The following is a 24,031-nucleotide window of genomic DNA, read 5'->3' on the forward strand; positions in this document are numbered from 1 at the left end:
GGATATCAGGTGATCAATCTTCCCAATCTTCTCACTCTGTTCCGTATCCTTGTCATCCCGGTGCTGATCGGGTGTCTGGCAGGTGGTGGCCTGTGGGCTGATATGGCGTTTCTGCTGTATGTTGGCGCCTGTGTGACCGACTATCTCGATGGGGCTCTGGCCCGTCGGCAAGGCCTGACATCAGACCTTGGCAGGATGATGGATCCGATCGCAGACAAGCTCCTTGTCGGGGGGCTTCTCCTGGCACTTGCAGGGATGGGAGGGCTGCGGTTCTGCTCGTTGTATGCAGCCATTCTCATCATGCTTCGGGAAATCATGATCAGCGGGCTGCGGGAGTATATGGCCTCCCGCAATGAGACGATTCCGTCCACCCGTCTGGCCAAATGGAAGACAGGCACACAGATGGTGGCCATCGGTTTCCTGATTCTGGGGGAGGGGGCTTCTACCTCCTTTCATGACGTGACATGGTGCTTTGGCGTAATTGGCGCTGCGCTGCTCTGGCTGTCTGTCATTCCGACGCTTCTGACGGGGACAGGCTACCTCAAGGCGACCGTGGCGCAGATGCGGAGATAGACTTGGTGTGAGGTATCTGGCAGCTCGAGATGATGGTGGCAGAAGGTGGGCTGAGCCTTCCTGGGGACAGGTTGCGATGGTTGTAAAGGGTAGGGAATGAAAAGCAGGGAAGGAAAGCTAAAGAGGGTAGGCGCTGTCATGTCCTTCTTTGCGGTGGGGTGTACCAGTTTTTCGGTCAGCTGCACGGGTCTGGACAGGCATCTGGGCAGTACGATCAATCCTTTTGGCAATCCGAACATGCCAGATGCCCGGAGCGAGACGGCGCAGCGTGTCCGGGGAGTGAAGCTGAGCACAATGCCTGTTCTTCCCGAGGAGGGGGATGTCTGGCCGGGTCAGCCGGAGCCTGTGCCCAGTCTCCAGGATGTCAGCCGGTCTGACAGGAATTTTGTTGAGAAATGGCAGAAGGCGCGACCACAGCTTGATGCGGATCTCCGGCAGCAGCTCAATGATGGCCAGGGCATGAGTGTCGGGGAAGATGTCGGGCAGCGTTATGGGTCCGGTAAGGGCGTGATGCCCATAGGCAAACCCATTCCATCCCATGTCAAGGATAATGCGCGGCCTTACATGGAGCCCGCAGGGCGGGGTGTGGTTACCATTCCCAATGGTGATGGAACGGATACGCTCATTGCTCCTGATGGCAGTGTGAAGGTTGTCAGTGCGGGCAAGGCGTCCCTGTACGCACATGCCAGAACATTCGGGCATGTTCATTCTTCTGAGGAATCGCGGCAGGAGGCTCAGGCCGAGCTCCAGAAGGCACCGCCGGCAGAACCGCTTTCCCATCTGGAGCGCAGGGCTGGCGGGGGTGCCGTATCCCGGCAGCCAGCCTACAGGGAGCCGACGATTACGGAAGCGCCCCGTCCGCAGCCCAGGGTCGAGGTTCTTCCCGAACCGCAGCGTCCTGTACGTCAGGCGCCAGCCGTTACGGAAGCGCCCCGTCCGCAGCCCAGGGTCGAGGTTCCTTCCGAACCGCAGCGTCCTGTACGTCAGGCACCAGCCGTTACGGAAGTGCCCCGTCCGCAGCCCAGGGTTGAGGTTCCTTCCGAACCGCAGCGTCCTGTACGTCAGGCGCCAGCCGTTACGGAAGTGCCCCGTCCGCAGCCCAGGGTTGAGGTTCCTTCCGAACCGCAGCGTCCTGTACGTCAGGTACCAGCCGTTACGGAAGCACCCCGTCAGCAGCCTGAGACTGGTGTCGTAGCGGCTCCTCTTCCACAACAGTCTGGAGCTGATGAAGAGATGGGCAGACAGCACAGGTCCAAGGGCAAGGCTGGAGCACATCACAGGCATGAGGCTGCAGTGGTGGATGCAGCACAGCCGGTTGTGGAGCCGCACTGGACGCATAGGCGCACGCAGGCCCGTCAGCATGAGGTGGTGGTTACCGAGAAGGAGCATCACACGGTCGCCGGGCGGCATGTGGAAGCACATGCCCAGAAGGGGCGTCATCATCCGAGCAGAAAACGTGATGATGATTACGTGGATGCTCTGGGCTTTGAGGCTCCTGCGAGGTCCCATCATTCTCATAAGAGTGAAAGGGTTTATCAGTTTGACTGGGACAAATGAGACCAATCTTGTGAGAAAAAGAGCATAATCTGTCTCAATGAGGGTATCGTGGGCTGGAAAGGGCTTGACCTGAAAGGCTCAAGGTATCATTGTCCCGCTCAGGTATAGGGGATGTGCTGCTCCGAGCACTGATGAAGCAGCGTCCCATCATGCGGCAGCAGTCCGAGGGTAGTATGGCCAAGACAAACGTAATCATGATCCGTCTCGTTTCTTCTGCAGATACGGGTTATTTCTATGTCACGAAGAAGAATGCCCGTACGGCAACGGGGAAGATGGAAGTACGCAAGTACGACCCGGTCGTGCGCAAGCACGTTGTTTTCCGTGAAGCGAAGATCAAGTAATCGTCATTCCATTTGACGAAAAAGAAAGGCGGCCTTTTGGGGCCGCTTTTTTTTATGTGTCATTGCCCCCAAGCGTGTAGAAACGCCTTGATGGTTTGCAGGGAAACGTGAGGTGAGCGGGGGCAGAGCCCGCTTATCCTGTCTGTCAATAAAGAGAATTTTTCTCACCGTAGGGAATGACCAGATCGCCCTTGCGGCTGCTGTTGAGCATCACTCGGCTCCGTTCATCCAGCATGTCCGGGTCCAGGGCTCTTTCATTCAGCGCCATGACGCGCCGACGCCAGATGTCCTGCTCCTTATGGGCATCCAGCAGGGCGGACTGTGCCTCTGCCTGAAGTTTCTTCTGTCGTTGATAGGCCTCAATACCAAGAGTCCCATGCAGGGCATTCCAGATGAAATAGGCTGTCAGAAGCAGAAAGAGGAGCGGAGCGAATACAGCACCCAGTCCACGCCGTAGCAGAGCGATCATGCAATGGCTCCTCGGTCTTCATGTTGATCAGGTTGAAACGGTTATCACCTTATAAGCGGTTGGCGGGAGAGGCAAGGTATCTGCCGGCCATGCCAGAGAGAAAATCTGAAGGGAGGTATAAAAAAAGCCCCCACCCATTTCCAGGTGGAGGCCTTTCTGCAAGTTCAGCGGGAGAACCGGCTGACTTGCTCCCGTAATTACTTGCGGGCTTTTTTCAGGATGCTGTGACCAGCATACTTGGCGCTCTTGCCCAGCTGCTGCTCAATGCGGATCAGCTGGTTGTACTTGGCCATGCGATCGGAGCGGGAGAGGGACCCGGTCTTGATCTGCCCCGTGTTCACGGCGACGGCGAGGTCGGCAATGGTGCTGTCCTCTGTCTCACCAGAACGGTGGCTCATGACAGTGGTATAGCCAGCGCGCTGGGCCATTTCCACAGCGTGCAGTGTCTCTGTCAGGGAGCCGATCTGGTTCACCTTCACGAGCAGGGAGTTGGCAACACCCTTCTCGATGCCTTCCTTCAGGCGGGCCGGGTTGGTCACGAAGAGATCGTCACCGACCAGCTGGATGCGGTCACCCAGACGCTCTGTCAGCTCTTTCCAGCCTTCCCAGTCATCTTCAGCCAGACCATCCTCGATGGAGACGATCGGGAATTTCTTGGTCAGTTCCTCAAGGTAGGAGACCATCTCGCTGGAGGAGAAGCTCTTGCCTTCGCCCTTCATCTCGTAACGGCCGTTCTTGTAGAACTCGGTGGAGGCACAGTCGAGAGCGATGGTGATGTCCGTACCGAACTTGTAGCCGGCATCGGCAACGGCCTTCTCGATGTACTTCAGGCCTTCCTCTGTGGACTTCAGGTTCGGAGCAAAACCACCTTCATCACCAACGTTGGTGTTCAGGCCGTTCTTGTGCAGCTCTTTCTTCAGACAGGCGAAGATTTCGGAGCCCATGCGGATGGCTTCAGCAACGGAAGAAGCCCCGACCGGCTGGATCATGAATTCCTGGAAGTCGATGGCGTTGTCCGCATGCTCACCACCGTTGATGATGTTCATCATCGGGACCGGCAGAACATGGGCGAATGTGCCGCCAACATAGCGATACAGCGGCAGGTCCAGCTCTTCAGCTGTAGCACGGGCCACGGCGAGGGACACACCGAGAATGGCATTGGCGCCAAGGCGGCCTTTGTTCGGTGTACCATCAAGGTCGATCATGGCCTGGTCGATGGCGATCTGGTCTTCAGATTCCATGCCACGCAGCTTGTCGGCGATCTCCGTGTTCACGGCGTTGACGGCCTTCAGGACACCCTTGCCGTGGAAGCGTTTTTTGTCGCCATCACGCAGTTCTACAGCTTCGTGGGCACCGGTGGAGGCACCGGAAGGAACAGCGGCACGGCCGGTCACACCGGAGGCCAGTTCAACATCTACCTCAACAGTCGGGTTACCACGGCTGTCCAGAATTTCGCGGGCAATAATATCAACAATAGCGCTCAAGGGACTTCTCCTGACTCTATGCGGCGGACCCCGAACGGCCTATTATCAGCTCGCAGACCGGATCCGCTTTCGCTCTATTTCAGTCTCAAAATCCGCGCCCGAGGTCAATTAAGATGCGACAATTTCCTGTCACGGCTGCCATGCTTGTTGCGCTTGGCGGCGTTTTTCCCTTTCTGGTGGGGGGCTGGCTGTTTCTGGCGGGTGTGCTGACATCCCTGCCACATCTCAGCCAGATCCTTCTGGCCTATGGGGGATGCCTCCTGCCTTTTTATGGGGCTGTACAGTGGGGTTTGCTGGCCAGCAAACCCACGATCATTCCGCCAAAGGGAGAGAGCCTGCGGGACAGGCGGGCGCTTCTTTCAGGGACGTTTGCGTTTCTCTGGGGGTGGCTTGCCCTCTGCGTAGGCCTGCTGGGAAATCTGCGCACAGGCTTCGGGCTGGAGGCAATCGGCTTTGCAGGAATTTTTGCTCTGGAACGAATCGCCAACCGGCATGGTGACCTGCCGCAGGGATATATCATGGTCCGGGCCATCAGCACCGGTCTGTGCGTGATTGGCTTCCTGTTTGCCCTTCTCTCACCGCAAGGCCAGTTTTGAGAGGGAGGAAGGGCCTCTGATCAGAGGCCCTCAGCTTTCACGAGTTCGTCAATCTTTTTGAGTGGGGTCAGCAATGACCGCATTTCAGCAAGGGGGATCATGGTCGGGCCATCACTGGGGGCCGTATCCGGTTCCTGATGGGTCTCGATAAACAGGGCGCTGACACCTGTCGCCAGGGCGGCCCGGGCCAACGGAGCAACGAATTCACGCTGCCCTCCGGTGGCTGTACCCAATCCGCCCGGTTGCTGCACGGAGTGGGTGGCATCGAAGACGACGGGATAGCCGGTGCGCGCCATGATGGGGAGGGCCCGCATGTCGTTGATGAGTGTATTGTAGCCGAAGCAGGTGCCACGTTCGCAGAGCAGGATACGCTCATTGCCGGTAGATTTCAGCTTGTCGACAATGTTCTGCATGTCCTGCGGAGCGAGGAACTGCCCTTTTTTGACATTGATGGCCCGTCCTGTCCGTCCAGCGGCCAGAAGAAGGTCTGTCTGACGGCAGAGAAAAGCCGGAATCTGGAGAACATCCACAGCTTCAGCTGCAGGAGCACACTGTTCCGGTGCGTGAACATCCGTCAGCACAGGAATATTGAAGCGGGACCGGATGTCGGAGAGGATTTTCAACCCTTCCTCCATACCGACACCACGGGCAGCATGGACGGAACTGCGGTTGGCCTTGTCGAAACTGCTTTTGTAAATCAGCTTGATATCCAGCTCCTGACAGAGCCCATGCAGGGCTTCGGCCATGAAGAAGGCGTGATCACGGGATTCGATCTGGCACGGGCCAGCGATCAGCCGGAAGGGCTGATCCTGACCAATGATAAATTTGCCCAGAGGGACGCTCATACATCCTGTTCCCGTGACAGATGTTCTTTTTTTGCAGCGCCGACAAACCCTACGAAAAGCGGGTGCGGGTCGAACGGCTTGGAAAGCAGCTCTGGATGGTACTGCACACCGATAAACCAGGGATGGTCTGGATATTCCACCACCTCGGGCAGAACGCCATCGGGAGACATGCCAGAGAAGCGCAGGGACGTTTTTTCCAGCACGTCACGGTAATGGACGTTGACTTCCCAGCGATGGCGGTGGCGCTCACGGATGTCCGTCCGGCCGTAGACCTCTGCAACACGGGAGCCTTCAACCAGTTTGGCCGGATAGGCACCGACACGCATGGTTCCGCCAAGGTCGCCTCCTTCACGGCGGCGCAGCAGTTCCGTGCCACGGGCCCATTCGGTCATCAGGCCGACCAGTGGCTCATCTGTCGGGCCGAACTCCGTGGAGGAGGCCTTCTTCAGGCCTGCGAGGGAGCGGGCACATTCAATAACGGCCATCTGCATCCCGAAGCAGATTCCAAGGAACGGAATCCGGTTTTCACGGGCATAACGGACAGCATTGATCTTGCCTTCAGACCCACGTTCGCCAAAGCCGCCCGGCACGAGGATGCCATCCATGCCACGCAGCTGCTCTTCAAGACTGGAGGGGTCTTCCAGTTCTTCTGCATCAATCCAGTTCATATGGACACGGACATCCTGCGAGATGCCACCATGCAGAAGGGCCTCGGCAAGGGACTTGTAGCTGTCCAGCAGGGCCGTATATTTGCCGACGATGCCGATGCGGACTTCGCCTTTCGGCTCCCGAACGCCACGGACGATTTTCTCCCAGCGGGAGAGGTCTGGCGCTGTTTCGAACGGCAGGCCGAAATAACGCAGAACTTCACGATCCATGCCCTGCTCGTGATAGGCGATAGGGCAGGCGTAGATTGTATCGACATCCAGCGCTGCAATTACGGCTTCGGGACGGACATTGCAGAAGCTGGCAATTTTCTGCCGCTCTGTCTGCGGAATGGGACGGTCGGAGCGGCAGAGCAGAATCTGCGGCTGGAGGCCGACATTCTGGAGTTCCTTGACGGAATGCTGGGTCGGCTTGGTTTTCAGCTCACCAGCGGAGGGAATGTAAGGCAGGAGGGTCAGGTGAACACACATGGTGTTCTCATGCCCCAGATCATTGCGGAGCTGGCGGATGGCTTCCAGGAAAGGAAGACTCTCAATGTCGCCAACCGTGCCGCCGATTTCAACCAGGACAAAATCGTAGCCATCCGTATCGGTAACCACGGCTTCCTTGATGGCATCCGTGATGTGCGGAATGACCTGGACCGTAGCCCCGAGGTAATCGCCCCGGCGTTCCCGGGCGATGACATCGGAGTAAATGCGGCCCGTCGTGGTGTTGTCGGAGCGACGGGCATGAACACCCGTAAAACGCTCGTAATGACCGAGATCGAGGTCGGTCTCGGCACCGTCATCAGTGATGAACACCTCACCATGCTGATACGGGCTCATCGTTCCCGGATCAACATTCAGATAAGGGTCCAGCTTCCTGATGCGGACCTTGTGCCCACGAGCCTGGAGGAGGGCAGCCAGAGCCGCCGAAGCGATACCTTTACCGAGGGAGGATACAACCCCACCCGTCACAAAAACAAAGCGCGTCATGGGAGGCCCTTATATAGTGAAGAGGGGGGGAAGGGGAAGCAGATTATGTGCTCCGCTTCCCCCAAAAATGGCCTCAGGGATGCTGTGGCTGGGACGGCGCTGTCGGAGCCGCTGGAGCTGCTGGTTGGCTGGCAGGAGGATGGGCCAGAATGTCCCGCGTGTTGCCACCGCTGGAGGCCCCACGGTTCAGCACGGCCAGACATAGGCAGAGAATCATGAAAATGGCAGCCAGAACGGCCGTACCGCGGGTCAGCAGGGTGGCTGTCCCCCGGCCGGACATGAAGGAGCCAAGTCCCTGACTGCTGCCAACGCCGAGACCACCGCCTTCGCTACGCTGGATCAGGATAATGCCGATGAGGGCCAGGGCAACCAGAACAGTGAGGATAAGCAGTAATGTGGTCATGCAGTCAGGTCCAACAGGTTATGGGGAAGGCTGAGGCGTTGTTGCTTCAGCCGCAGCGCCAATGATGTCCAGGAAGCTTCGTGCCTCGAGGCTGGCACTGCCGACAAGCACCCCATCCACTGCCTCTATGGACATGATGGAGGGAGCCTGCACGGAAGTTACAGACCCGCCATACAGGACCGGAACACGAATGTCATCCGTCATGAGTCTCATTGGCAGCAGGGCACGGATCAGCTGGAGCTTTCTCTGGAGCTCTTCCCGGGAGGGTGTGATACCACTGCCGATGGCCCAGACAGGCTCATAGGCCACGATTCCACGGAAGCCTCGTGTCAGGGAGCCCTCAATCTGTGTGGAAAGTACGCTGGCGGCCCGACCTTCGTTCCGTTCAGCCAGATGTTCGCCAATGCAGACGATTGGCGTCAGTCCGGCTGCCGTGGCGGCCTTGACCTTCTGACGGATGACTGCGTCCGTCTCCCCATGGTTCTGGCGCCGTTCGGAATGCCCCAGGATGACATAGCGTGCTCCCATGTCCCGGATCATCGGGGCGGAAATATCCCCCGTGAAGGGCCCGGAGGAGGCCGGGTAACAGTCCTGTGCCCCCAGGGCCAGCTGCTCGTGGGGCAGGCAGACTTCCTTCAGGGCCTGATGGACACCATCGAGCTGCGTGAAAGGCGGACAGATGATGGTGTGAAGGTGGGCTGGCGGCGGGGCTTCTTTCATGCCATGGGCAATGTCCCGTGCGAGCTGTAGGCCGTGCTCGTGGCGAGCCTGCATTTTCCAGTTCCCAATGACGAATTTGGGTACGGTGGTCATTCTGCTCTCCCCGGTCGGCACGATGCATCCACTGCGCATGAGCAGAGAAGGGACACGCCGTGCTGGTCAATCTGTGTCGGCATCTCTATGCTGGGGCAGCTTAGCGGGTTTTCCCGGCTAATGCTATTCTGCCATCAGTAAAGTGATATGCGTCTTCGATGATTACTGCCCTGCGTCATTTCCTGGTTGACTCCTGGCTCGGCCGGGTGATCGCCTTAATGGTTTTCGTGTCTTTTGTTGTACTGGGAGGCACCTTTTTTGGGCTGGGCGGCGGCATGGCCGGTCTGGGCGGTGATACTGTGGTGCAGGTCGGAGCACACAAGATCACCCCTGCCGAGTTTCAGAAAGCCATCCAGAATCAGGTTGCCTCTGTCCTTCAGCAGACGGGTGGTTCGGCTGAATTCCTGAAGACCCCGCAGGGACGGCAGGAGATCGGCCATACGGCCCTGCGCAGTCTCATTCTGGTGCATGAGGGAGAACTGGCTGGCAGGCGGAATGGCCTCAATCCTGGGGATGAAACGATTCGTGGGGTTGTTTTTACCATGCCGGATTTCCAGGATCCCCGTGGCCGCTTTGACCCGCAGAAGATGGAGGCGGTGCTCGGGCGTAACAATATGAGTCATCAGGATCTGACGCAGGAAGTACGGCGCATGCTTTATGGTAGTGCCACTCTGCTTGCATTCGGTAAAACCGTGCAGCCCCCGGCGCAGGAGCTGGATTGGCTGATGAACTATATCGGTCATGGCGCCGTGGTGGATATGGTGCGTCTGCCGTTCTCTCTGGGAGAGGTGTCTGCCCAACCGACTGATGGGCAGCTGAAGCGTTATTATCAGAACCATCTCTGGCAGTTCCGGCAGCCGGAGTACCGTCATGCCCGGATCGTGATCATGACGGCAGGCAGTGTCGCAAAGACGATCCAGATTTCTGATGAGGACCTTCAGGCGGCATACAGGATGAAGATGCAGGACCCCGCCGAGGCGGCCCGGCATAACAGTCCGGAACTGCGCTCCATTGAGGTGCTGGCCGTGACGGATGAGGCTACGGCAAAGAGTCTGGCGGCAGCATGGCGGGGAGGGCAGTCTTGGGCGGCTTTGCAGAAGCAGCACCCCAAAGCCATTCCTGCCACGTTGAATGACGCCCGTCTGACCGATCTGCCTGATGAGGCCTTGGGCAAGGCAGCGTTTGCCACGCCGGAGGGTCATGTTTCTGCGCCTGTTCATACGGCCGCTGGCTGGAGCGTGGTACATGTGCTGTCCGTCAAGTCTGCGAGACATGCCAGTTTTGAAAGCCTGAAGGACAGTCTCCGTGAGGATCTGGCCAATGAACGGGCGGCGGCCATGCTGAAGGACCGTCAGAGAGCCTTTGAGGAGGCCGTGGCCGGGTCTGTCACGCTGGACAAGGTTCCGGCAGACATTGGTGCTTTCCCTCTGGAAGGCAGTCTGGATTCCCATGGCAATCTGCCGGGCGGGGAGCCTGCTCCTTTGCCGGGTGATGCCGCCCTGCGTCAGGCTCTGATAGAGCAGGTCTTCAGTCAGAAGAAAGATGAGCCGCCGCATGTCGTGACCGGACCGGATGGCAGTGCTTTTGCCGTGCTGGTGGATGGTGTCACGCCGGGCAGGCAGGAGCCGTACGAGGCCGTGCAGCAGGCCGTCAAGGATGCCTGGCTGGCGGATGCCCGGAAACACGCCACTGAGCAGAGGGTCACCGCCCTGTATCAGCAGGCGAAAAAAGAGGGGCTGCGTCAGGCTCTGGCAGGACAGAAAGAGGAAGCCATGCTCCAGAAGGATGAGCATTTTTCTCGCCTCCAGCTGCGGAACGATGTGCCCGCCCTCATTCTCAGGGCGGCGCTTGAGCAGAAACAGGGACAGACAGCCATGCTCCAGGAGGGAGATGGCTACTGGCTTGTCAATGTGACAGGGCAGTATGCGGAATCACCGACCATGATGCAGGCCATCCGGCAGCGTCAGGCAAGCCTGATAGCCGGGGCTTACCGCAATGATCTTCAGGAGACGCTGGGCATGTCCTATACCCGGGAGGCTCCTCCTCGTCATTTCAATGCAGCTCTGTTCAGTGATGTGAATGAGAGGGTGCTGAGCATGATTTCAGGAAGGTTGGGCCAGCAGTGAGCAGGATATTACATAGGGTAGAAGCAGCCGATCTGCTGACACCGCTCTCGGTTTTTCTCCGTCTTTCCCGTCTGGTGGATGATCCGTACCGCCTCTTTTTCGAGAGTGTGGAGGGAGGCGCTGCCAGAGGGCGGTATTCCATCATAGCCCTGCTGCCGGATACGATCTGGCGCTGCAAGGATGGTCAGGCATTCCGTGATGGAAGGCCGGAAGAGGCGGCTCCATTGGTGTCGCTGAAGGCTCTGCTTGATGAGAGCCGTATGGACCTGCCGGAGGGGTTGCCCCCGATGATTGGGGGTGTCTTTGGCGTGCTGGGCTATGACATGGTCCGGCAGATGGAAGACCTTCCCAACCCGCCGCCGAATGACCTGGACCTGCCAGAAGGGGTGATGATCCGTCCCCGGCTGTTTGCTGTGTTCGATACGGTGCGGGACGAGCTGATTCTGGCCACCCCGTTGCGTGATGGCATGGCCAGGGCAGAAGGGGAGGCGCTGCTGGAGAAGGCTGTGGCCGCTCTGCGGCAGCCCGTTGCTGACCCGGCAGAGACCCTGCCAGAGGGAACCCGGCTGGCGGAGCCTGTTTCCAACATCACGCATGAGGCTTTCCTCCAGAAGGTGAGGACGGCGCAGGATTATATTGCAGCGGGTGATGCCTTCCAGATTGTTCCGAGCCAGCGTTTCACGACAGCGTTTCCCCTGTCGTCACTGGCCCTGTATCGCAGTTTGCGGCGCATCAATCCGGCACCGTTCCTGTTTTTGATGGAGCTGGGTGAATTCACCCTCGTAGGGTCGTCCCCGGAGATTCTGGTGCGGATGCGGGATGGTATCGTAACGGTCCGTCCTCTGGCCGGAACCCGGCCCCGCGGGCGGGATCGGGCCCATGATCTAGCACTGGAGAAAGAGCTGCTCGCTGATGGCAAGGAGCTTGCCGAGCATCTCATGTTGATCGACCTGGGCAGGAACGACGTGGGGCGTGTGTCCCAGCTCGGGACCGTGGAGGTGCCCGACCGTTTCGTGGTGGAGCGCTACAGCCATGTCATGCATATTTCATCGACCGTGACGGGCCGGGTGAAGCCGGGGTGCGGGGCGCTGGATGCTCTCTCGGCTGCTTTCCCGGCGGGAACGCTGACCGGGGCGCCGAAGATACGCACCATGGAAATCATTGACGAGCTGGAGCCCACCCGGCGTGGCCCTTATGCCGGGTGTGTCGGCTATTTCGGAGCGGATGGTGACATGGATACCTGCATCGGTCTGCGCATGGCCCTGCTGAAGGATGGCCAGATGCATGTGCAGGCCGGTTGCGGTGTCGTGGCGGAATCTGACCCTGAGGCGGAATATCAGGAGACGAGAGCCAAGGCCCGGGCGCTCTTCACTGCTGCGGAGGCGGCCATTGGTCAGGCTGTTCATAATGGGCAGCAGGCGTTTTCTGGGGAAGGGGGGTGTAATTCCTCATCCCGCACATCATCTGAGAAAGCAGATATGACCTCTGGATGTGAGGAGAGAGTCAGATGATCCTGCTGATTGATAACTATGACAGTTTCACTTTCAATCTGGTGCATCATTTCGGAGCACTGGGTGTGGAATGTGCGGTGAAACGGAATGATGCGCTGACCGCAGACCGGGCGCTGGAGATGAATCCTTCTGCCATTGTGCTGTCTCCCGGCCCCTGTTCTCCCGATGAAGCGGGTATCTGCTGTGAGCTGATTGAAAAAGCAGCGGGGAAGGTCCCCGTGCTGGGTGTCTGTCTGGGCCACCAGTCCATTGGGCAGGTCTTCGGGGCGAAGGTCGTCCGGTCTGCCGTGCCGATGCATGGCAAGATCAATGCCATCCATCACGATGGCAGCGGGGTCTTTGCCGGACTGCCCGACCCGGTGGATATGGTGCGCTATCACAGCCTGACGCTGGACCCGGACAGCATACCGGATTCGCTCATCGTCAATGCAAGGACGGAGGATGGTGTTATCATGGGGGTCCGTCACCGGGAGCATCCGATCCATGGTGTGCAGTTCCACCCTGAAAGCATTGCCTCCAATTCCGGGCGTGACCTTCTGGCCAACTTTTTGCGACTGGCCAATGTTCTTCCGCAGAAAGAGGGTGCAACTGGCTGATGGGCGGGCAGGAGAAGCCATTTGCGTCTTTTCTCAGGAAAGTCGCCGCCAGAAAGGAGCTGGATGTTTCTGAGGCGGAGCAGGCTTTCAGGCTCATCATGCAGGGAGCCGTTTCGGATATTGAACTTGCCGCTTTCCTGATGGCCCTTCAGATGCGAGGAGAGACCGTTGAGGAGCTTTCAGGTGCTGTGCAGGCCGTGCGGCAGAGTATGCAGGCCTTGCAGAACGTGCCGGATGACACGGTGGATGTCTGCGGCACAGGGGGCGATGGCCTGGGAACATTGAATGTCTCCACAGCCACGGCCTTTGTTCTGGCTGGGCTGGGCGTGCCCGTGGCCAAGCACGGGGGGCGGGCCCTGTCTTCCAGGGCCGGGGCAACGGATGTTCTGGAAGCTCTGGGGATTCCTGCCGATGCGGACCATGCCCGGCAGGAAAAACGTCTGAGGCAGGAAAATCTCGCTTTTCTGGCAGCGCCGTTCCATCACCCGGCCATGCGTGTGGCTGCACCTGTTCGCAAACAGCTTGGTTTCAGGACACTCTTCAACCTTCTGGGGCCGCTCTGCAATCCGGCGCGGGTCCGGCGGCAGCTGGTGGGCGTGTTTGATGAAGTCTGGTGCCGGCCAGTGGCCCGGGTGCTGGGTGAGCTGGGGGCTGTTTCCGCTTGGGTTGTGCATGGTCATACGGATGAAGGCGGAATTGATGAACTGACTCTCGCCGGCCCAACACACAATGATGTGTGGGAGAATGGGGAGATCATTTCTTTTGACCTGACACCGGAAATGGCCGGTCTGCCGCATTACGGCATTGCCGCCCTGAAGGGGGGAGACCCCATCTGCAATGCCCAGCGCATGAGGGCTCTTTTTGCAGGAGAAACAGGCTGTTATCGGGATACGGTGCTGTTGAATGCAGCTGTTGGCCTGCATGTTGCCGGGCGGGGGAATCTGCTTGAGAGTGGCCGTCTCTCTGTTCCCGCTCTGAGGCGCAACGTGGCCGAGGCAGCCCGCTCCCTTGATGAAGGGCTGGCCCGGAAGGCTTTAATCCGGGCTCAAACGGGTGTAAGTGCTCAGGACTGAACGCTAGAACCGTTCGGTAATGTTCCAAGGTAAAGATTCAGGACGATCATGATTTTTTTGCCACAGCGGTCGATGGCTGCTTTTGCCCCTGCAGAGGATGGTGGACAGGTTCCGGCTTCTGATGTCCCTTCAAATGGTGATGCACAGGAGGCGGTAGCGTCGGAAGTCCCCCAGCCTGCCACATCAGGTAGCGGGGAGAGCGGCGGTGATGTGCTGGAGCGCATCTGTGCCCGGACCCGCCTTGATGTCGAGCAGCGGATGCAGGTGATGCCGCTGAAGGAGATTGCTGCCAAGGCAAAGGAAGTCTCCATGCCGACCCGTGGGTTTGGTCAGGCCCTTCAGCATATTACGGCTGACAGGCGTGTGGGACTCATCGCAGAGGTGAAAAAAGCATCTCCATCGGCAGGAATCCTGCGGCCTGAGTATGATCCGGCGCAGATCGCCCGGTCCTATCAGAATGCTGGGGCAAGCTGTATTTCCGTTTTGACGGAAGGGTCCTGTTTCCACGGGAGTGCGGAAGACCTTCAGGCCGTCCGTGCTGCATGCAGCCTTCCGATCCTGCGGAAGGATTTCATCCTTGAGCCATGGCAGGTTCATGAGAGCCGCCTCATCGGGGCGGACTGCATCCTGCTTATCATGGCCGCCCTGAAGGAAGATGAGGCTGTTGAGCTGATCGCTCTGGCCCGTGGTCTGGACATGGATGTGCTGCTTGAGGTGCACAACGAAGAAGAGCTGAATCGGGCGCTTGCTTATGACAGTTTCCTGATCGGCATCAACAACAGGAACCTCAAGACATTGAAGACGGACATTCAGACGACGCTGGACCTTGCTCCGCAGGTTCCGCCAGATCGTCTTGTCGTGTCCGAGAGTGGCATTGCCACGCCGGATGATCTGGCCAAGGTTGGCGAGGCAGGGTGCAGTGCCGTTCTGGTCGGAGAATCACTGTTGCGTGAGGAAGATCCGGGGCTTGCAGCCCGCAGGCTGCTCGGTTTCTGAAAAGAGTACCGGTCCGGTATAAAAAATGGTTGGAGGGGGTCTCGGATAGCTAGCTTTTGGAAGGGACTGTTGTTACAAGTCCGCCCTATCTGAAATCGTCAACCGCGGGAGAGTGTCATGGGTTCTATGACGGACGCGCCGAACCGGCAGAATGGCCCGGCGCTATCACGGGAGGAAATGGAGCGTGCCTACAGGGAAATGCTCCTTGTGCGTCGCTTCGAGGAAAAGGCCGGCCAGCTGTACGGCATGGGGCTGATCGGTGGCTTCTGCCATCTTTATATCGGTCAGGAAGCTGTTGTGGCCGGTATCGGTCTCGCCATGAAGAAGGGCGACCGTTCCATCACCTCCTATCGTGATCACGGGCAGATGCTGGTGGCTGGCATGACGGCCCGTGGCGTCATGGCGGAGCTCACAGGCCGTTCAGGGGGGTATTCCCACGGCAAGGGTGGCTCCATGCACATGTTTTCAAAGGAACAGGAGTTCTACGGAGGGCATGGTATTGTCGGAGCGCAGGTGGCCATCGGGACCGGCCTTGCCCTGACGAGTGCCTACAAGAAGGATGGTGCCGTTTCCATCGTGTATTTCGGTGAGGGTGCGTCCAATCAGGGGCAGGTTTATGAGAGCTTCAATCTCGCCGCCCTGCACAAGCTTCCCTGCCTTTATGTGATCGAGAACAACCGTTACGGCATGGGGACTTCCATTGAGCGCTCCTCCGCCTCCAAGGACCTCTCGAAGAATGCCGCTCCGTGGGGAATTCCATCCCGTAAGGTGGATGGCATGGATGTGGCCGCCGTTTATCAGGCCGCCAAGGAAGCCATGGAGCATTGCCGCTCCGGCAAGGGGCCGTTCCTGCTGGAGATGGAAACTTACCGCTATCGTGGCCATTCTATGTCCGACCCGGCGAAGTACCGCCAGCGGTCCGAGGTGGACGAGATGCGCCGGACACGTGACCCGATCGAAACGCTGAAAGCAGAAATGATCAAGCACGGGATTGATGAAGCCTTCTTCAAGGCAGTGGAACAGGATGTGAAGGCCACTGTGAAGGATGCTGCCGAATTTGCAGAAACCAGCCCTGAGCCGGATGCATCCGAGCTCTGGACCGATGTTCTGGTGGGGGAATAACTCATGGCCTCTCCTATTCTCATGCCTGCTCTCTCCCCGACGATGGAGGAGGGAACACTGGCCCGCTGGGTCAAGAAAGAAGGTGATGTGGTCAAGCCCGGCGAAGTGATCGCCGAGATCGAGACCGACAAGGCCACCATGGAAATGGAAGCCGTCGAGGAAGGCGTTCTGGGGCGCATCCTCGTCACCGAGGGAACGGACCACGTGGCGGTGAACACGCCCATCGCCGTCCTGCTGGAGGAAGGTGAGGACGCTTCTGCAGCGGACGGGCTGGACCTCGGTCCCAAGGCTGGCTCTGCTTCCAAGGTGGAAAAGAACGTTCCTGCCCAGACGCCCGCACCACAGGCTCCGGCCAGCACCTCCACGACCGATCTGGTCGAGCCTGAATGGGGGGAGACGGCCGAGATCACCGTGCGTGAGGCTCTGCGTGATGCCATGGCTGCCGAGATGCGTCGTGATGAGGACGTATTCCTGCTCGGTGAGGAAGTGGCCCAGTATCAGGGTGCCTACAAGGTCAGTCAGGGCCTTCTGGATGAATTCGGTGCAAAGCGTGTCATGGACATGCCCATCACGGAGCATGGCTTCACCGGCATGGCCGTTGGTGCCGCCCTGTCCGGTGTGAAGCCGATCGTCGAATTCATGACGATGAACTTCTCCCTTCAGGCTGTGGACCACATCATCAACTCTGCCGCCAAGACACGTTACATGTCCGGTGGTCAGATGTCCTGTCCGATCGTGTTCCGTGGTCCCAACGGAGCAGCGGCCCGTGTCGGGGCGCAGCATTCCCAGTGTTTTGGCAGCTGGTATGCCCACATTCCGGGCCTGAAGGTCGTGGCCCCGTGGTCTGCGGCAGATGCCAAGGGCCTGCTCCGTGCGGCCATCCGTGATCCGAACCCGGTCGTGGTTCTGGAAAACGAGATCATGTACGGCAAGAAGTTCCCATGCCCGGTGGATGAGGATTTCATCCTGCCGATCGGCAAGGCCAAGATCGAGCGTGAAGGCAAGGATGTGACGCTGGTCGCTTTCTCCATCATGGTTGGCGTGGCTCTGGAAGCTGCCGAGCTTCTGGCCGAGCAGGGCATCGAGGCCGAGGTGATCAACCTGCGGACCCTGCGTCCGCTCGATACGGAAACGATCATCAAGAGCGTGAAGAAGACGAACCGCATCGTGTCGGTGGAAGAAGGCTGGCCGGTTGCGGGCATCGGGTCCGAAATCTGCACGGTTGCCGTCGAGCAGGCCTTTGACTGGCTGGATGCCCCTCCGGCCCGTGTCTGCGGGCTGGATATTCCTCTCCCTTATGCAGCAAATCTGGAGAAGCTGGCCCTGCCCAAGCCGGAATGGATTGTTGAGGCTGTGCGCAAGCAGTTTGGAGACTGAAACCGATGGCAATCAATATTTTAATGCCGGCCCTGTCTCCGACCATGACGGAAGGCACTGTCGCCCGTTGGCTTAAAAAAGAGGGTGACATGGTCCAGTCCGGCGATGTGATCGCCGAGATCGAGACCGACAAGGCGACCATGGAAGTGGAAGCGGCGGATGAGGGGATTCTTGGGAAGATCCTCATTCCGGAAGGGACCGAGCATGTGGCCGTGAAAACCCCGATCGCCATTCTGGTGGATGAGGGGGAAGATGTTCCGGAGGCTCCGGCTGCCGGGACAAAGCCGGAACCGGAAAAGAAGGCCGGGGTAAAGGACGAGACTCCCGCCCCGATTGAGATTTCCTCTTTCGACCCGGACAAGAAGCCGGCTGCACTTGGAAAAGGCAAAGGGGAGCGCATCTTCATTTCTCCTCTGGCCCGTCGCATTGCCAAGGAGCATGGGGTTGATATTGCCAGCCTGGCAGGGACAGGCCCCAATGGCCGCATCCTGCGGCGTGACGTGGAGAAGGCGAAGGGGCAGAAGCCTGCTCCGGTTGCGTCGTCTGCGGCCGCTCCGGCAGCTGGTCATGTGGAGCATGTGAAGCATTCCGGGATGCGGAAGGTGATTGCCCGCCGCCTGACGGAATCCAAGACACAGGTGCCGCATTTCTATGTCTCTGTCGATATCGAGCTGGATGCCCTGCTGTCCCTGCGCAGCCGCCTGAACAAGGCTCTGGAGGCCGAGGGCTGCAAGATCTCTGTCAATGACATGATGATCAAGGCTGTGGCTCTTGCCCTGAAGAAGCTGCCGGGCCTGAACGTCCAGTTCACCGAGACCGAGATGCTGCATTTCGAGGATGTGGACATTTCCATGGCCGTCTCCGTGCCGGATGGGCTGGTGACGCCGGTCATCCGGCAGGCTGACCGCAAGAGCCTCAGGGAGATCAGTCAGGAGGCCCGCAGTCTTGCGACCCGTGCCCGTGATGGCAAGCTCTCGCCTGAGGACTATCAGGGTGGAACGTTCTCCATTTCCAACATGGGCATGTTTGGCGTGAAGGACTTCGCTGCCATCATCAATCCGCCGCAGGCTGCCATCCTTGCGGTTGCTTCGGGTGAGAAACGCCCCGTGGTGCGGGATGGTGAGCTGGCCGTGGCAACCGTCATGACGGCCACGCTCTCGGTGGATCATCGTGCCGTGGATGGTGCTCTTGGTGCGCAGTGGCTCAATACGCTGCGTGACCTCATTCAGAACCCTTATTCTCTGGTGCTTTGATCATGTCCGACCTTTTTGATCTTGTTGTGATCGGTGGTGGCCCGGGGGGCTATGTGGCCGCACTGCGGGCCAGCCAGCTTGGCATGAATGTGGCTCTGGTGGAGAGCACCCACATGGGTGGCGTGTGCCTCAACTGGGGCTGCATCCCCACCAAGGCCCTGCTGCGCTCCGCCGAGGTGTATCATACGCTCGGCCATCTCCAGGAGTACGGTCTTTCTGCCAACCAGCCGTCCTTTGACCTCGCAGCCATCGTGAAACGGTCCCGTGGCGTGGCGGAGCGGATGGGGAAGGGCGTGGCCCATCTTCTGAAGAAAGCCAAGGTCACGACCTTTGATGGTCGTGGCAGGCTGGCCGGTCGTGCTGGTGAGGCGCATAAGGTCTCCATCACGAAGGATGGCAAGGAAACGGCCCAGATCCGTGCGCCTCATGTCATTCTGGCCACCGGGGCACGGGGGCGTCAGCTTCCCGGGCTTGAGACGGACGGCAAGCTTGTCTGGGGTGCCCGTGAGGCCATGACGCCGGATACGCTGCCCAAGCGGCTTCTGGTCATCGGTTCTGGTGCCATTGGCATCGAGTTTGCCTCTTTCTATCGTGATCTTGGCTGTGAGGTCACGATTGCTGAAGTGGCTGACCGTATCCTCATGACCGAGGATGCCGAGATCAGCGCACAGGCGCACAAGGCGTTCGAGAAGCGTGGCATGACCATCCATACGGGTGCGAAGGTTGGTCCGCTGAAGAAGGGGGCCAATGAGGTCTCCACCACGATCGAGACGGCAAAAGGCAAGGTTGACCTGACGGTGGATCGTGTGATCTGCGCCGTGGGCATCGTCGGTAACGTGGAAGACCTCGGCCTCGAGGGGACGAAGGTCAAGGTGGACCGTTCGCACATCCAGACGGACGAGTTCTGCCGCACGGGTGAGCCGGGCATCTATGCCATCGGTGACGTGGCGGCTCCGCCGTGGCTGGCCCACAAGGCAAGCCATGAAGGTGTGATCTGCGTCGAGAAGATCAGCGGACGCTCTCCGGAGCCTCTCCATGCCCGCAACATTCCGGGCTGCATCTATGCTCGTCCGCAGGTGGCTTCCGTGGGGCTGAGCGAGGAGAAGGCCAAGGCAGAGGGTTACAAGGTCCGTGTCGGGCGGTTCCCCTTCCTGGCCAACGGCAAGGCCGTGGCCATGGGTGAGCCTGAAGGCATGACCAAGACGGTCTTTGACGCCGAGACGGGCGAGCTGCTCGGTGCCCATATGATCGGCTCCGAAGTTACGGAGATGATCCAGGGGTATGTCATTGCCCGTACGGGCGAGCTGACCGATGCCGAGCTTATGGAAACGGTCTTCCCGCATCCGACCATCTCGGAGACGATGCACGAGGCCGTTCTTACCGCTTATGAGGGTGCTCTGCACATCTGATTCATGGTCCAGCGTATCGTCATCAATCATCAGCGGGAGCGTATGGCGGCCATACGGCATCCTGAGAAGGCTCACCGGCCGGACAACCCCATCCAGAAGAAACCTTCATGGATCAGGGTGAAGGCTCCAGGGAGCAATCCCGTCTATGATGAGACAAGAGAGCTGATGCGCACGCATGGCCTGGCGACCGTCTGCGAGGAAGCAGCCTGCCCGAATATCGGGGAGTGCTGGTCCCAGCGCCATGCGACCATGATGATCATGGGTGAGATATGCACGAGGGCCTGTGCCTTCTGCAATGTCACGACGGGCCTTCCCAACCGGCTGGACCCTGATGAACCTGCCCATGTGGCGGAGGCTGTGGCCAAGCTGGGGCTGAAGCATGTGGTCATCACATCGGTGGACCGTGATGACCTGCCTGATGGCGGGGCGCAGCATTTTGCCGATGTGATCGCTGCCATCAGGGCTGCGTCGCCCGGTACGACCATAGAAATCCTGACACCCGATTTCCTGCGGAAGCCGGGTGCGCTGGAGGTGGTCGTGGAAGCCCGGCCGGATGTGTTCAACCACAATATCGAGACGGTGCCCCGGCTCTATCCGGGGATACGCCCGGGGGCCCGTTATTATCAGTCAGTCCGTCTTCTGGATGAGGCCAAGAAGCTTGATCCGTCCATCTTCACGAAGTCCGGCATGATGCTGGGGTTGGGTGAAGAGAAGATGGAGGTGGCGCAGGTGATGGATGATTTCCGGATTGCCGATGTCGATTTTCTGACACTGGGTCAGTATCTCCAGCCCACTGTCAAACATGCGGCAGTGAAAGCCTTCGTCACGCCTGATGAATTTGCTGATTACGGTGCCATGGCCCGGGCGAAGGGGTTCCTTCAGGTCAGCTCGTCTCCGCTGACCCGGTCCTCCTATCATGCGGACCGGGACTTTGCCGAGCTGCGTGAGGCCCGGGAACGTCGTTTGAAAAAGGGTCAGGGCTGATGCCGACACACGCTGAACAGAGAGTGATTCCCTATTCTGCTGAGCAGCTTTTTGATCTGGTAGCTGATGTTGGCAAGTATCCCGAGTTTCTGCCCTGGTGCGTGCGATCGGTCGTTCGGTCACGTACGGAAGACGAGCTGCTGGCCGACCTGACAATCGGCTTCGGGCCGTTCAGGGAAAGCTATACGAGCCGTGTGCGGCTGGAGCGTCCCCATCGTATCGTCGTGGGGTATGAGCGTGGTCCTTTCAAACATCTCAAGAATGTCTGGACCTTCACACCGGAGGGGCAGGGCTGCCGTGTCGATTTCTTTGTGGATTTTGAGTTCCGGTCCCGCCTTCTGAGGAATGCCATCGGCATGGTCTTCAATGAGGGGGTCCGCTTGATGGTCAAGGCTTTTATTACCCGGGCTGGGGCAATCTATGGGCCTCCCGGAGGGAATGCAGGCTGACAGGACCAGCAGACGAAAGATCTGTTGCCCGGTCTGGATGGGGTGGACTTACAGACCTGTTTTTTATGTAATATTTCTTTTAGTACTGTGTGGATTGTTTTGCAGAAGTATTCGTCCTACACTGCCCCCATCGTCACATGGAAGGACGATTGAGGAGGATTTTATGAAGAAACTGTCTCTCTCTGCTGTCGCTCTGATCGGCCTGACAGCTGCTGCTGCTCCGGCTTTTGCTGCTGATGCCCATCATGCTCGCCATCACCATCATCATGGCAAGAAGTGCAACATGAAGCATGGCCAGAAGAAGGAAGACGGCAAGGCTCCGCAGGCTACTGAAGATCTGAACGCATCTTCCCTGCAGAAGTCCCAGCCTGCTGCTCCGGCTCTGGAAGCCACTCCGGCCCAGCCTGCTGCTCCGGCTCCGGAAGCTGCTCCGGCCAACTGATCCAGGCCTGTTTCTGGCAGTGGAAAAGCGGTCCCGTCTGGGACCGCTTTTTTTTTATGATTCGTCCCTAAAAGATCAATGGGTCAGGAGAAGTGCATAAAGGGACATGTCTGTCATGATGTGCTCGATATAAACCCGTGTTTCCTTATAGGGGATGAGGAGAATCCAGCGCAGCAGACTGTCTTCATCTTCAAGTGTTGGAGACGTGGGGCTGCCTATTTCGTCCTGCCACCGCCTGGAGCGGCCAGGCCCGGCATTGTAGGCGGCCAGTGCGTAGGGCAAAACCTGACCGAACTGGGCCTGAAGGTCCTCCATGAAAAGGCTGCCGATCGTCGTGTTGATGTTGGGGGCCAGCAGGTCGGCAGGGGATGTCAGCTGATACGGTAGAGCATGGCGTTTTGCTGTCCGGATGGCTGTTGGCAGGAGAAGCTGCGTGAGGCCAAGTGCATGGCGGGGGCTGACAGCGTATTCATCCATGCTGCTTTCCTGGCGGATCAGGGCTGGCATGAGGCTCGGGGGCAGGGAAGTGGGGACCATGACACGAGGTGACGGATAGCCTCCCGGATAGAAGGCGATACCCTGTCGGGCCAGCTGTCGGGCCACGAGGATGGCGGGCTTGGGCAGGCCAAGTCTGGTTGAAAGGCGTGCTATGGCTGGCTGTCCCGCCCGGTCATCCTGTGTCCTGCCCTGAAGATAGGTCAGGAACAGGGTAGCATTCTGGTTGTCACCAGCCTGTTGCAGCCGTGTTGCTGCCGCCATCAGATCAGGTCGTGGCGACTTTCCTGCTGGTGGCATGGGGGGCAGAGCAGCCAGTTGCTGTTTCAGAAGTGCGAGGAAACGCATGTCTCGGTTGGTGGCCGAGAGAAATGCTGTGTGCGTCAATCGTGCCAGAGCCATTTGGCCGTAAAAGGTGGTCGGCAGGGCTGCTGCTTTCCTGAAGAGTGGTCCGGCCTGGTCCGGGTGCTGGCTTTCCAGACTTCGGGCCTGCCAGTAGAGCCCTGCGGCCCGGTGGTTCAGGTCTGTTTCTGCTGCCAGCGCCTTGAAATGTGGCGCAGCCCGGTTGGGGTCATGCAGCAGCATGAGGGCGATATATCCGGCCATCATGTGGCTGTCTTCGGTCTGGCTGGAGGCAGGTATGGTGTCCAGCAGGGCAAAACCCGTCAGTGCGGCATCATGTCTGCCGGAGCGTAACAGGGCCCGGACAAAATTTGTACGTTCGTCCTGCCATTGTGTGACCGTCGGCAGGGAGAGGGCACCGACGGACGTTGTGGGAAGCGGTTGCTGCCAGAGCTGGATGGCTTCATCCAGCCGGTCGTGAAGGCGCAGATATTTCAGTCGATAATAAACCAGCATGGCATCGCTGGAGGCATCCGTATTCTGGAAGGCAGCATCGGCGTCAGCCGTGGCAAAACGGTTGGCCAGCCGTGCTGTGAGGACAGGACGCAGAGCAGGAGGTGTTCGTCGAAGCTGCTCCCTGGCAAGGGTGACCGGGCCGTTGCGTTCCAGCCGCTCGTAGCGTTTCAGTTCATCATCGGCTGTCAGATGGGCTGAAAAACGGGTAAGGAAAAGCCCCTGTTCTGCCGGACCCATGTCTGTTTCCCGCCAGAGCCGACGTGCCTGGGTTGGGAGGTCCGGCAGAAAGGAGGCACAGGCGGCGAGAAGATCACTGCGCATGATGGGGAAGGCAGGACACAGGGCCTGACGTGCCTGCGCCGACGTTTCCATCAGCATGGCCCGTTCATACCGGCTTTCGATGCGTTTCTGCAACGGCCAGGCGGGTTGCTGGCGGAGAAAAGCCGCATAACGCTGGGCTGGGTAGGCCGTGCCTCCCGGGGCCGTCAGCGCTTTCCATTCATCCAGCCGGGATGGAGACGATGCGGATGGAACAGAAGGGGAAAGGCCGAGCTCTGCTTCCAGTGATCTGGAAGTGTCGCCCCATGCTGTCACGGTTGGAGCAGAACAGGCGAGGGCC

23 protein-coding genes are annotated in these 24,031 nt (G+C 59.1%); 16 read left to right on the forward strand and 7 right to left on the reverse strand.

The genetic code is table 11. The features are described 5' to 3' along the window. Positions 1-9 precede the first annotated feature (9 nt). The 3 genes from pgsA to rpmG all read left to right on the forward strand — a co-directional run bounded on the left by pgsA (position 10) and on the right by rpmG (position 2,471). Complete coding sequence (gene pgsA, locus DTQ13_RS08280) at positions 10-573, forward strand: CDP-diacylglycerol--glycerol-3-phosphate 3-phosphatidyltransferase (protein WP_043560391.1); 564 nt, start codon at positions 10-12, stop codon at positions 571-573. A 138-nt stretch (positions 574-711) separates the two neighbouring features. After that, positions 712-2,130: a hypothetical protein gene (locus tag DTQ13_RS08285; RefSeq protein WP_248460546.1), complete on the forward strand. Its 1,419-nt coding sequence runs from the start codon at positions 712-714 to the stop codon at positions 2,128-2,130. Between the two features lie 173 nt (positions 2,131-2,303). Beyond that, the gene (rpmG, locus tag DTQ13_RS08290; RefSeq protein WP_043561310.1) at positions 2,304-2,471 is read left to right on the forward strand and encodes a 50S ribosomal protein L33; all 168 of its coding nucleotides are present in this window, start codon (positions 2,304-2,306) and stop codon (positions 2,469-2,471) included. A gap of 145 nt (positions 2,472-2,616) precedes the next feature. Here rpmG and DTQ13_RS08295 read toward each other — a convergent pair whose 3' ends face one another. Together DTQ13_RS08295 and eno are read right to left on the reverse strand one after the other, a co-directional pair. Beyond that, positions 2,617-2,940 (reverse strand): septum formation initiator family protein, encoded by a 324-nt coding sequence (locus DTQ13_RS08295; RefSeq protein WP_043560387.1) that lies wholly within the window; start codon positions 2,938-2,940, stop codon positions 2,617-2,619. Between the two features lie 197 nt (positions 2,941-3,137). Continuing rightward, positions 3,138-4,424: a phosphopyruvate hydratase gene (gene eno, locus DTQ13_RS08300; RefSeq protein WP_043560384.1), complete on the reverse strand. Its 1,287-nt coding sequence runs from the start codon at positions 4,422-4,424 to the stop codon at positions 3,138-3,140. Between the two features lie 113 nt (positions 4,425-4,537). Between eno and DTQ13_RS08305 the strand changes: the two genes are divergently transcribed. Beyond that, complete coding sequence (locus tag DTQ13_RS08305; protein WP_086431032.1) at positions 4,538-5,020, forward strand: DUF3429 domain-containing protein; 483 nt, start codon at positions 4,538-4,540, stop codon at positions 5,018-5,020. 20 nt (positions 5,021-5,040) lie between these two features. On the opposite strand, the gene kdsA is transcribed toward DTQ13_RS08305, so the two are convergent. From kdsA to tpiA, 4 genes are all read right to left on the reverse strand, one after another. Next, positions 5,041-5,865, reverse strand: a complete 825-nt coding sequence (gene kdsA / locus DTQ13_RS08310) for a 3-deoxy-8-phosphooctulonate synthase (RefSeq protein ID WP_103765486.1) — start codon at positions 5,863-5,865, stop codon at positions 5,041-5,043. Beyond that, positions 5,862-7,505, reverse strand: coding sequence for a CTP synthase (locus tag DTQ13_RS08315; RefSeq protein ID WP_043560366.1), 1,644 nt, complete (start codon positions 7,503-7,505; stop codon positions 5,862-5,864). Before DTQ13_RS08315 ends, kdsA begins: the two co-directional genes overlap by 4 nt. Before the next feature lie 73 nt (positions 7,506-7,578). Continuing rightward, on the reverse strand, positions 7,579-7,908 hold the full coding sequence (secG, locus tag DTQ13_RS08320; RefSeq protein ID WP_043560365.1) for a preprotein translocase subunit SecG: 330 nt from the start codon (positions 7,906-7,908) through the stop codon (positions 7,579-7,581). Between the two features lie 18 nt (positions 7,909-7,926). Further along, on the reverse strand, positions 7,927-8,721 hold the full coding sequence (gene tpiA, locus DTQ13_RS08325) for a triose-phosphate isomerase (protein WP_043560363.1): 795 nt from the start codon (positions 8,719-8,721) through the stop codon (positions 7,927-7,929). A gap of 158 nt (positions 8,722-8,879) precedes the next feature. On the opposite strand from tpiA, the gene DTQ13_RS08330 reads away from it, so the two are divergent. The 12 genes from DTQ13_RS08330 to DTQ13_RS08385 all read left to right on the forward strand — a co-directional run bounded on the left by DTQ13_RS08330 (position 8,880) and on the right by DTQ13_RS08385 (position 22,059). Further along, positions 8,880-10,847 (forward strand): peptidylprolyl isomerase, encoded by a 1,968-nt coding sequence (locus tag DTQ13_RS08330; protein WP_256462230.1) that lies wholly within the window; start codon positions 8,880-8,882, stop codon positions 10,845-10,847. Further along, positions 10,844-12,358 (forward strand): anthranilate synthase component I family protein, encoded by a 1,515-nt coding sequence (locus DTQ13_RS08335; protein WP_081563095.1) that lies wholly within the window; start codon positions 10,844-10,846, stop codon positions 12,356-12,358. The genes DTQ13_RS08330 and DTQ13_RS08335 overlap by 4 nt, the downstream gene beginning before the upstream one ends. Continuing rightward, positions 12,355-12,954, forward strand: a complete 600-nt coding sequence (locus DTQ13_RS08340) for an aminodeoxychorismate/anthranilate synthase component II (protein WP_043560360.1) — start codon at positions 12,355-12,357, stop codon at positions 12,952-12,954. The genes DTQ13_RS08335 and DTQ13_RS08340 overlap by 4 nt, the downstream gene beginning before the upstream one ends. Beyond that, positions 12,954-14,027 carry an anthranilate phosphoribosyltransferase gene (gene trpD, locus DTQ13_RS08345; RefSeq protein WP_248460548.1) on the forward strand — a complete coding sequence of 358 codons (1,074 nt, stop codon included), beginning with the start codon at positions 12,954-12,956 and terminating at the stop codon, positions 14,025-14,027. The genes DTQ13_RS08340 and trpD overlap by 1 nt, the downstream gene beginning before the upstream one ends. Before the next feature lie 48 nt (positions 14,028-14,075). Continuing rightward, the gene (gene trpC / locus DTQ13_RS08350) at positions 14,076-15,023 is read left to right on the forward strand and encodes an indole-3-glycerol phosphate synthase TrpC (protein ID WP_043560355.1); all 948 of its coding nucleotides are present in this window, start codon (positions 14,076-14,078) and stop codon (positions 15,021-15,023) included. Between the two features lie 117 nt (positions 15,024-15,140). Beyond that, a complete protein-coding gene (gene pdhA, locus DTQ13_RS08355; RefSeq protein WP_192848099.1) occupies positions 15,141-16,145 on the forward strand; it encodes a pyruvate dehydrogenase (acetyl-transferring) E1 component subunit alpha in 1,005 nt (334 codons plus the stop codon). Between the two features lie 3 nt (positions 16,146-16,148). Then, a complete protein-coding gene (locus tag DTQ13_RS08360; protein ID WP_043560347.1) occupies positions 16,149-17,522 on the forward strand; it encodes a pyruvate dehydrogenase complex E1 component subunit beta in 1,374 nt (457 codons plus the stop codon). A gap of 5 nt (positions 17,523-17,527) precedes the next feature. Next, on the forward strand, positions 17,528-18,775 hold the full coding sequence (locus DTQ13_RS08365; protein WP_248460549.1) for a pyruvate dehydrogenase complex dihydrolipoamide acetyltransferase: 1,248 nt from the start codon (positions 17,528-17,530) through the stop codon (positions 18,773-18,775). A gap of 2 nt (positions 18,776-18,777) precedes the next feature. Then, positions 18,778-20,184 (forward strand): dihydrolipoyl dehydrogenase, encoded by a 1,407-nt coding sequence (gene lpdA / locus DTQ13_RS08370; RefSeq protein WP_248460550.1) that lies wholly within the window; start codon positions 18,778-18,780, stop codon positions 20,182-20,184. A 3-nt stretch (positions 20,185-20,187) separates the two neighbouring features. Then, positions 20,188-21,168 (forward strand): lipoyl synthase, encoded by a 981-nt coding sequence (gene lipA / locus DTQ13_RS08375; RefSeq protein WP_043560338.1) that lies wholly within the window; start codon positions 20,188-20,190, stop codon positions 21,166-21,168. Then, positions 21,168-21,617, forward strand: a complete 450-nt coding sequence (locus DTQ13_RS08380) for a type II toxin-antitoxin system RatA family toxin (RefSeq protein WP_043560335.1) — start codon at positions 21,168-21,170, stop codon at positions 21,615-21,617. The genes lipA and DTQ13_RS08380 overlap by 1 nt, the downstream gene beginning before the upstream one ends. A gap of 163 nt (positions 21,618-21,780) precedes the next feature. After that, a complete protein-coding gene (locus tag DTQ13_RS08385; protein ID WP_192848101.1) occupies positions 21,781-22,059 on the forward strand; it encodes a hypothetical protein in 279 nt (92 codons plus the stop codon). A gap of 75 nt (positions 22,060-22,134) precedes the next feature. Here the strand turns inward: DTQ13_RS08385 and DTQ13_RS08390 are convergent, their stop codons facing one another. After that, positions 22,135-24,006, reverse strand: coding sequence for a transglycosylase SLT domain-containing protein (locus tag DTQ13_RS08390; RefSeq protein WP_248460551.1), 1,872 nt, complete (start codon positions 24,004-24,006; stop codon positions 22,135-22,137). Positions 24,007-24,031: the final 25 nt, after the last annotated feature.

The organism is Parasaccharibacter sp. TMW 2.1888, assembly GCF_023167265.1.
Taxonomy (GTDB): domain Bacteria; phylum Pseudomonadota; class Alphaproteobacteria; order Acetobacterales; family Acetobacteraceae; genus Bombella; species Bombella apis.

Excerpts from the sequence above, each read along its gene's own strand:
- pdhA (WP_192848099.1), top strand. The coding sequence starts at position 15,141 with ATGGGTTCTATGACGGACGCGCCGAACCGGCAGAATGGCCCGGCGCTA.
- kdsA (WP_103765486.1), bottom strand. The coding sequence starts at position 5,865 with ATGAGCGTCCCTCTGGGCAAATTTATCATTGGTCAGGATCAGCCCTTC.
- trpC (WP_043560355.1), top strand. The coding sequence starts at position 14,076 with ATGATTTTTTTGCCACAGCGGTCGATGGCTGCTTTTGCCCCTGCAGAG.
- lipA (WP_043560338.1), top strand. The coding sequence starts at position 20,188 with ATGGTCCAGCGTATCGTCATCAATCATCAGCGGGAGCGTATGGCGGCC.
- DTQ13_RS08365 (WP_248460549.1), top strand. The coding sequence starts at position 17,528 with ATGGCAATCAATATTTTAATGCCGGCCCTGTCTCCGACCATGACGGAA.
- DTQ13_RS08305 (WP_086431032.1), top strand. The coding sequence starts at position 4,538 with ATGCGACAATTTCCTGTCACGGCTGCCATGCTTGTTGCGCTTGGCGGC.
- lpdA (WP_248460550.1), top strand. The coding sequence starts at position 18,778 with ATGTCCGACCTTTTTGATCTTGTTGTGATCGGTGGTGGCCCGGGGGGC.
- rpmG (WP_043561310.1), top strand. The coding sequence starts at position 2,304 with ATGGCCAAGACAAACGTAATCATGATCCGTCTCGTTTCTTCTGCAGAT.
- DTQ13_RS08340 (WP_043560360.1), top strand. The coding sequence starts at position 12,355 with ATGATCCTGCTGATTGATAACTATGACAGTTTCACTTTCAATCTGGTG.
- trpD (WP_248460548.1), top strand. The coding sequence starts at position 12,954 with ATGGGCGGGCAGGAGAAGCCATTTGCGTCTTTTCTCAGGAAAGTCGCC.
- DTQ13_RS08360 (WP_043560347.1), top strand. The coding sequence starts at position 16,149 with ATGGCCTCTCCTATTCTCATGCCTGCTCTCTCCCCGACGATGGAGGAG.
- DTQ13_RS08315 (WP_043560366.1), bottom strand. The coding sequence starts at position 7,505 with ATGACGCGCTTTGTTTTTGTGACGGGTGGGGTTGTATCCTCCCTCGGT.
- DTQ13_RS08385 (WP_192848101.1), top strand. The coding sequence starts at position 21,781 with ATGAAGAAACTGTCTCTCTCTGCTGTCGCTCTGATCGGCCTGACAGCT.
- DTQ13_RS08295 (WP_043560387.1), bottom strand. The coding sequence starts at position 2,940 with ATGATCGCTCTGCTACGGCGTGGACTGGGTGCTGTATTCGCTCCGCTC.
- secG (WP_043560365.1), bottom strand. The coding sequence starts at position 7,908 with ATGACCACATTACTGCTTATCCTCACTGTTCTGGTTGCCCTGGCCCTC.
- DTQ13_RS08285 (WP_248460546.1), top strand. The coding sequence starts at position 712 with ATGTCCTTCTTTGCGGTGGGGTGTACCAGTTTTTCGGTCAGCTGCACG.
- tpiA (WP_043560363.1), bottom strand. The coding sequence starts at position 8,721 with ATGACCACCGTACCCAAATTCGTCATTGGGAACTGGAAAATGCAGGCT.
- DTQ13_RS08330 (WP_256462230.1), top strand. The coding sequence starts at position 8,880 with ATGATTACTGCCCTGCGTCATTTCCTGGTTGACTCCTGGCTCGGCCGG.
- DTQ13_RS08380 (WP_043560335.1), top strand. The coding sequence starts at position 21,168 with ATGCCGACACACGCTGAACAGAGAGTGATTCCCTATTCTGCTGAGCAG.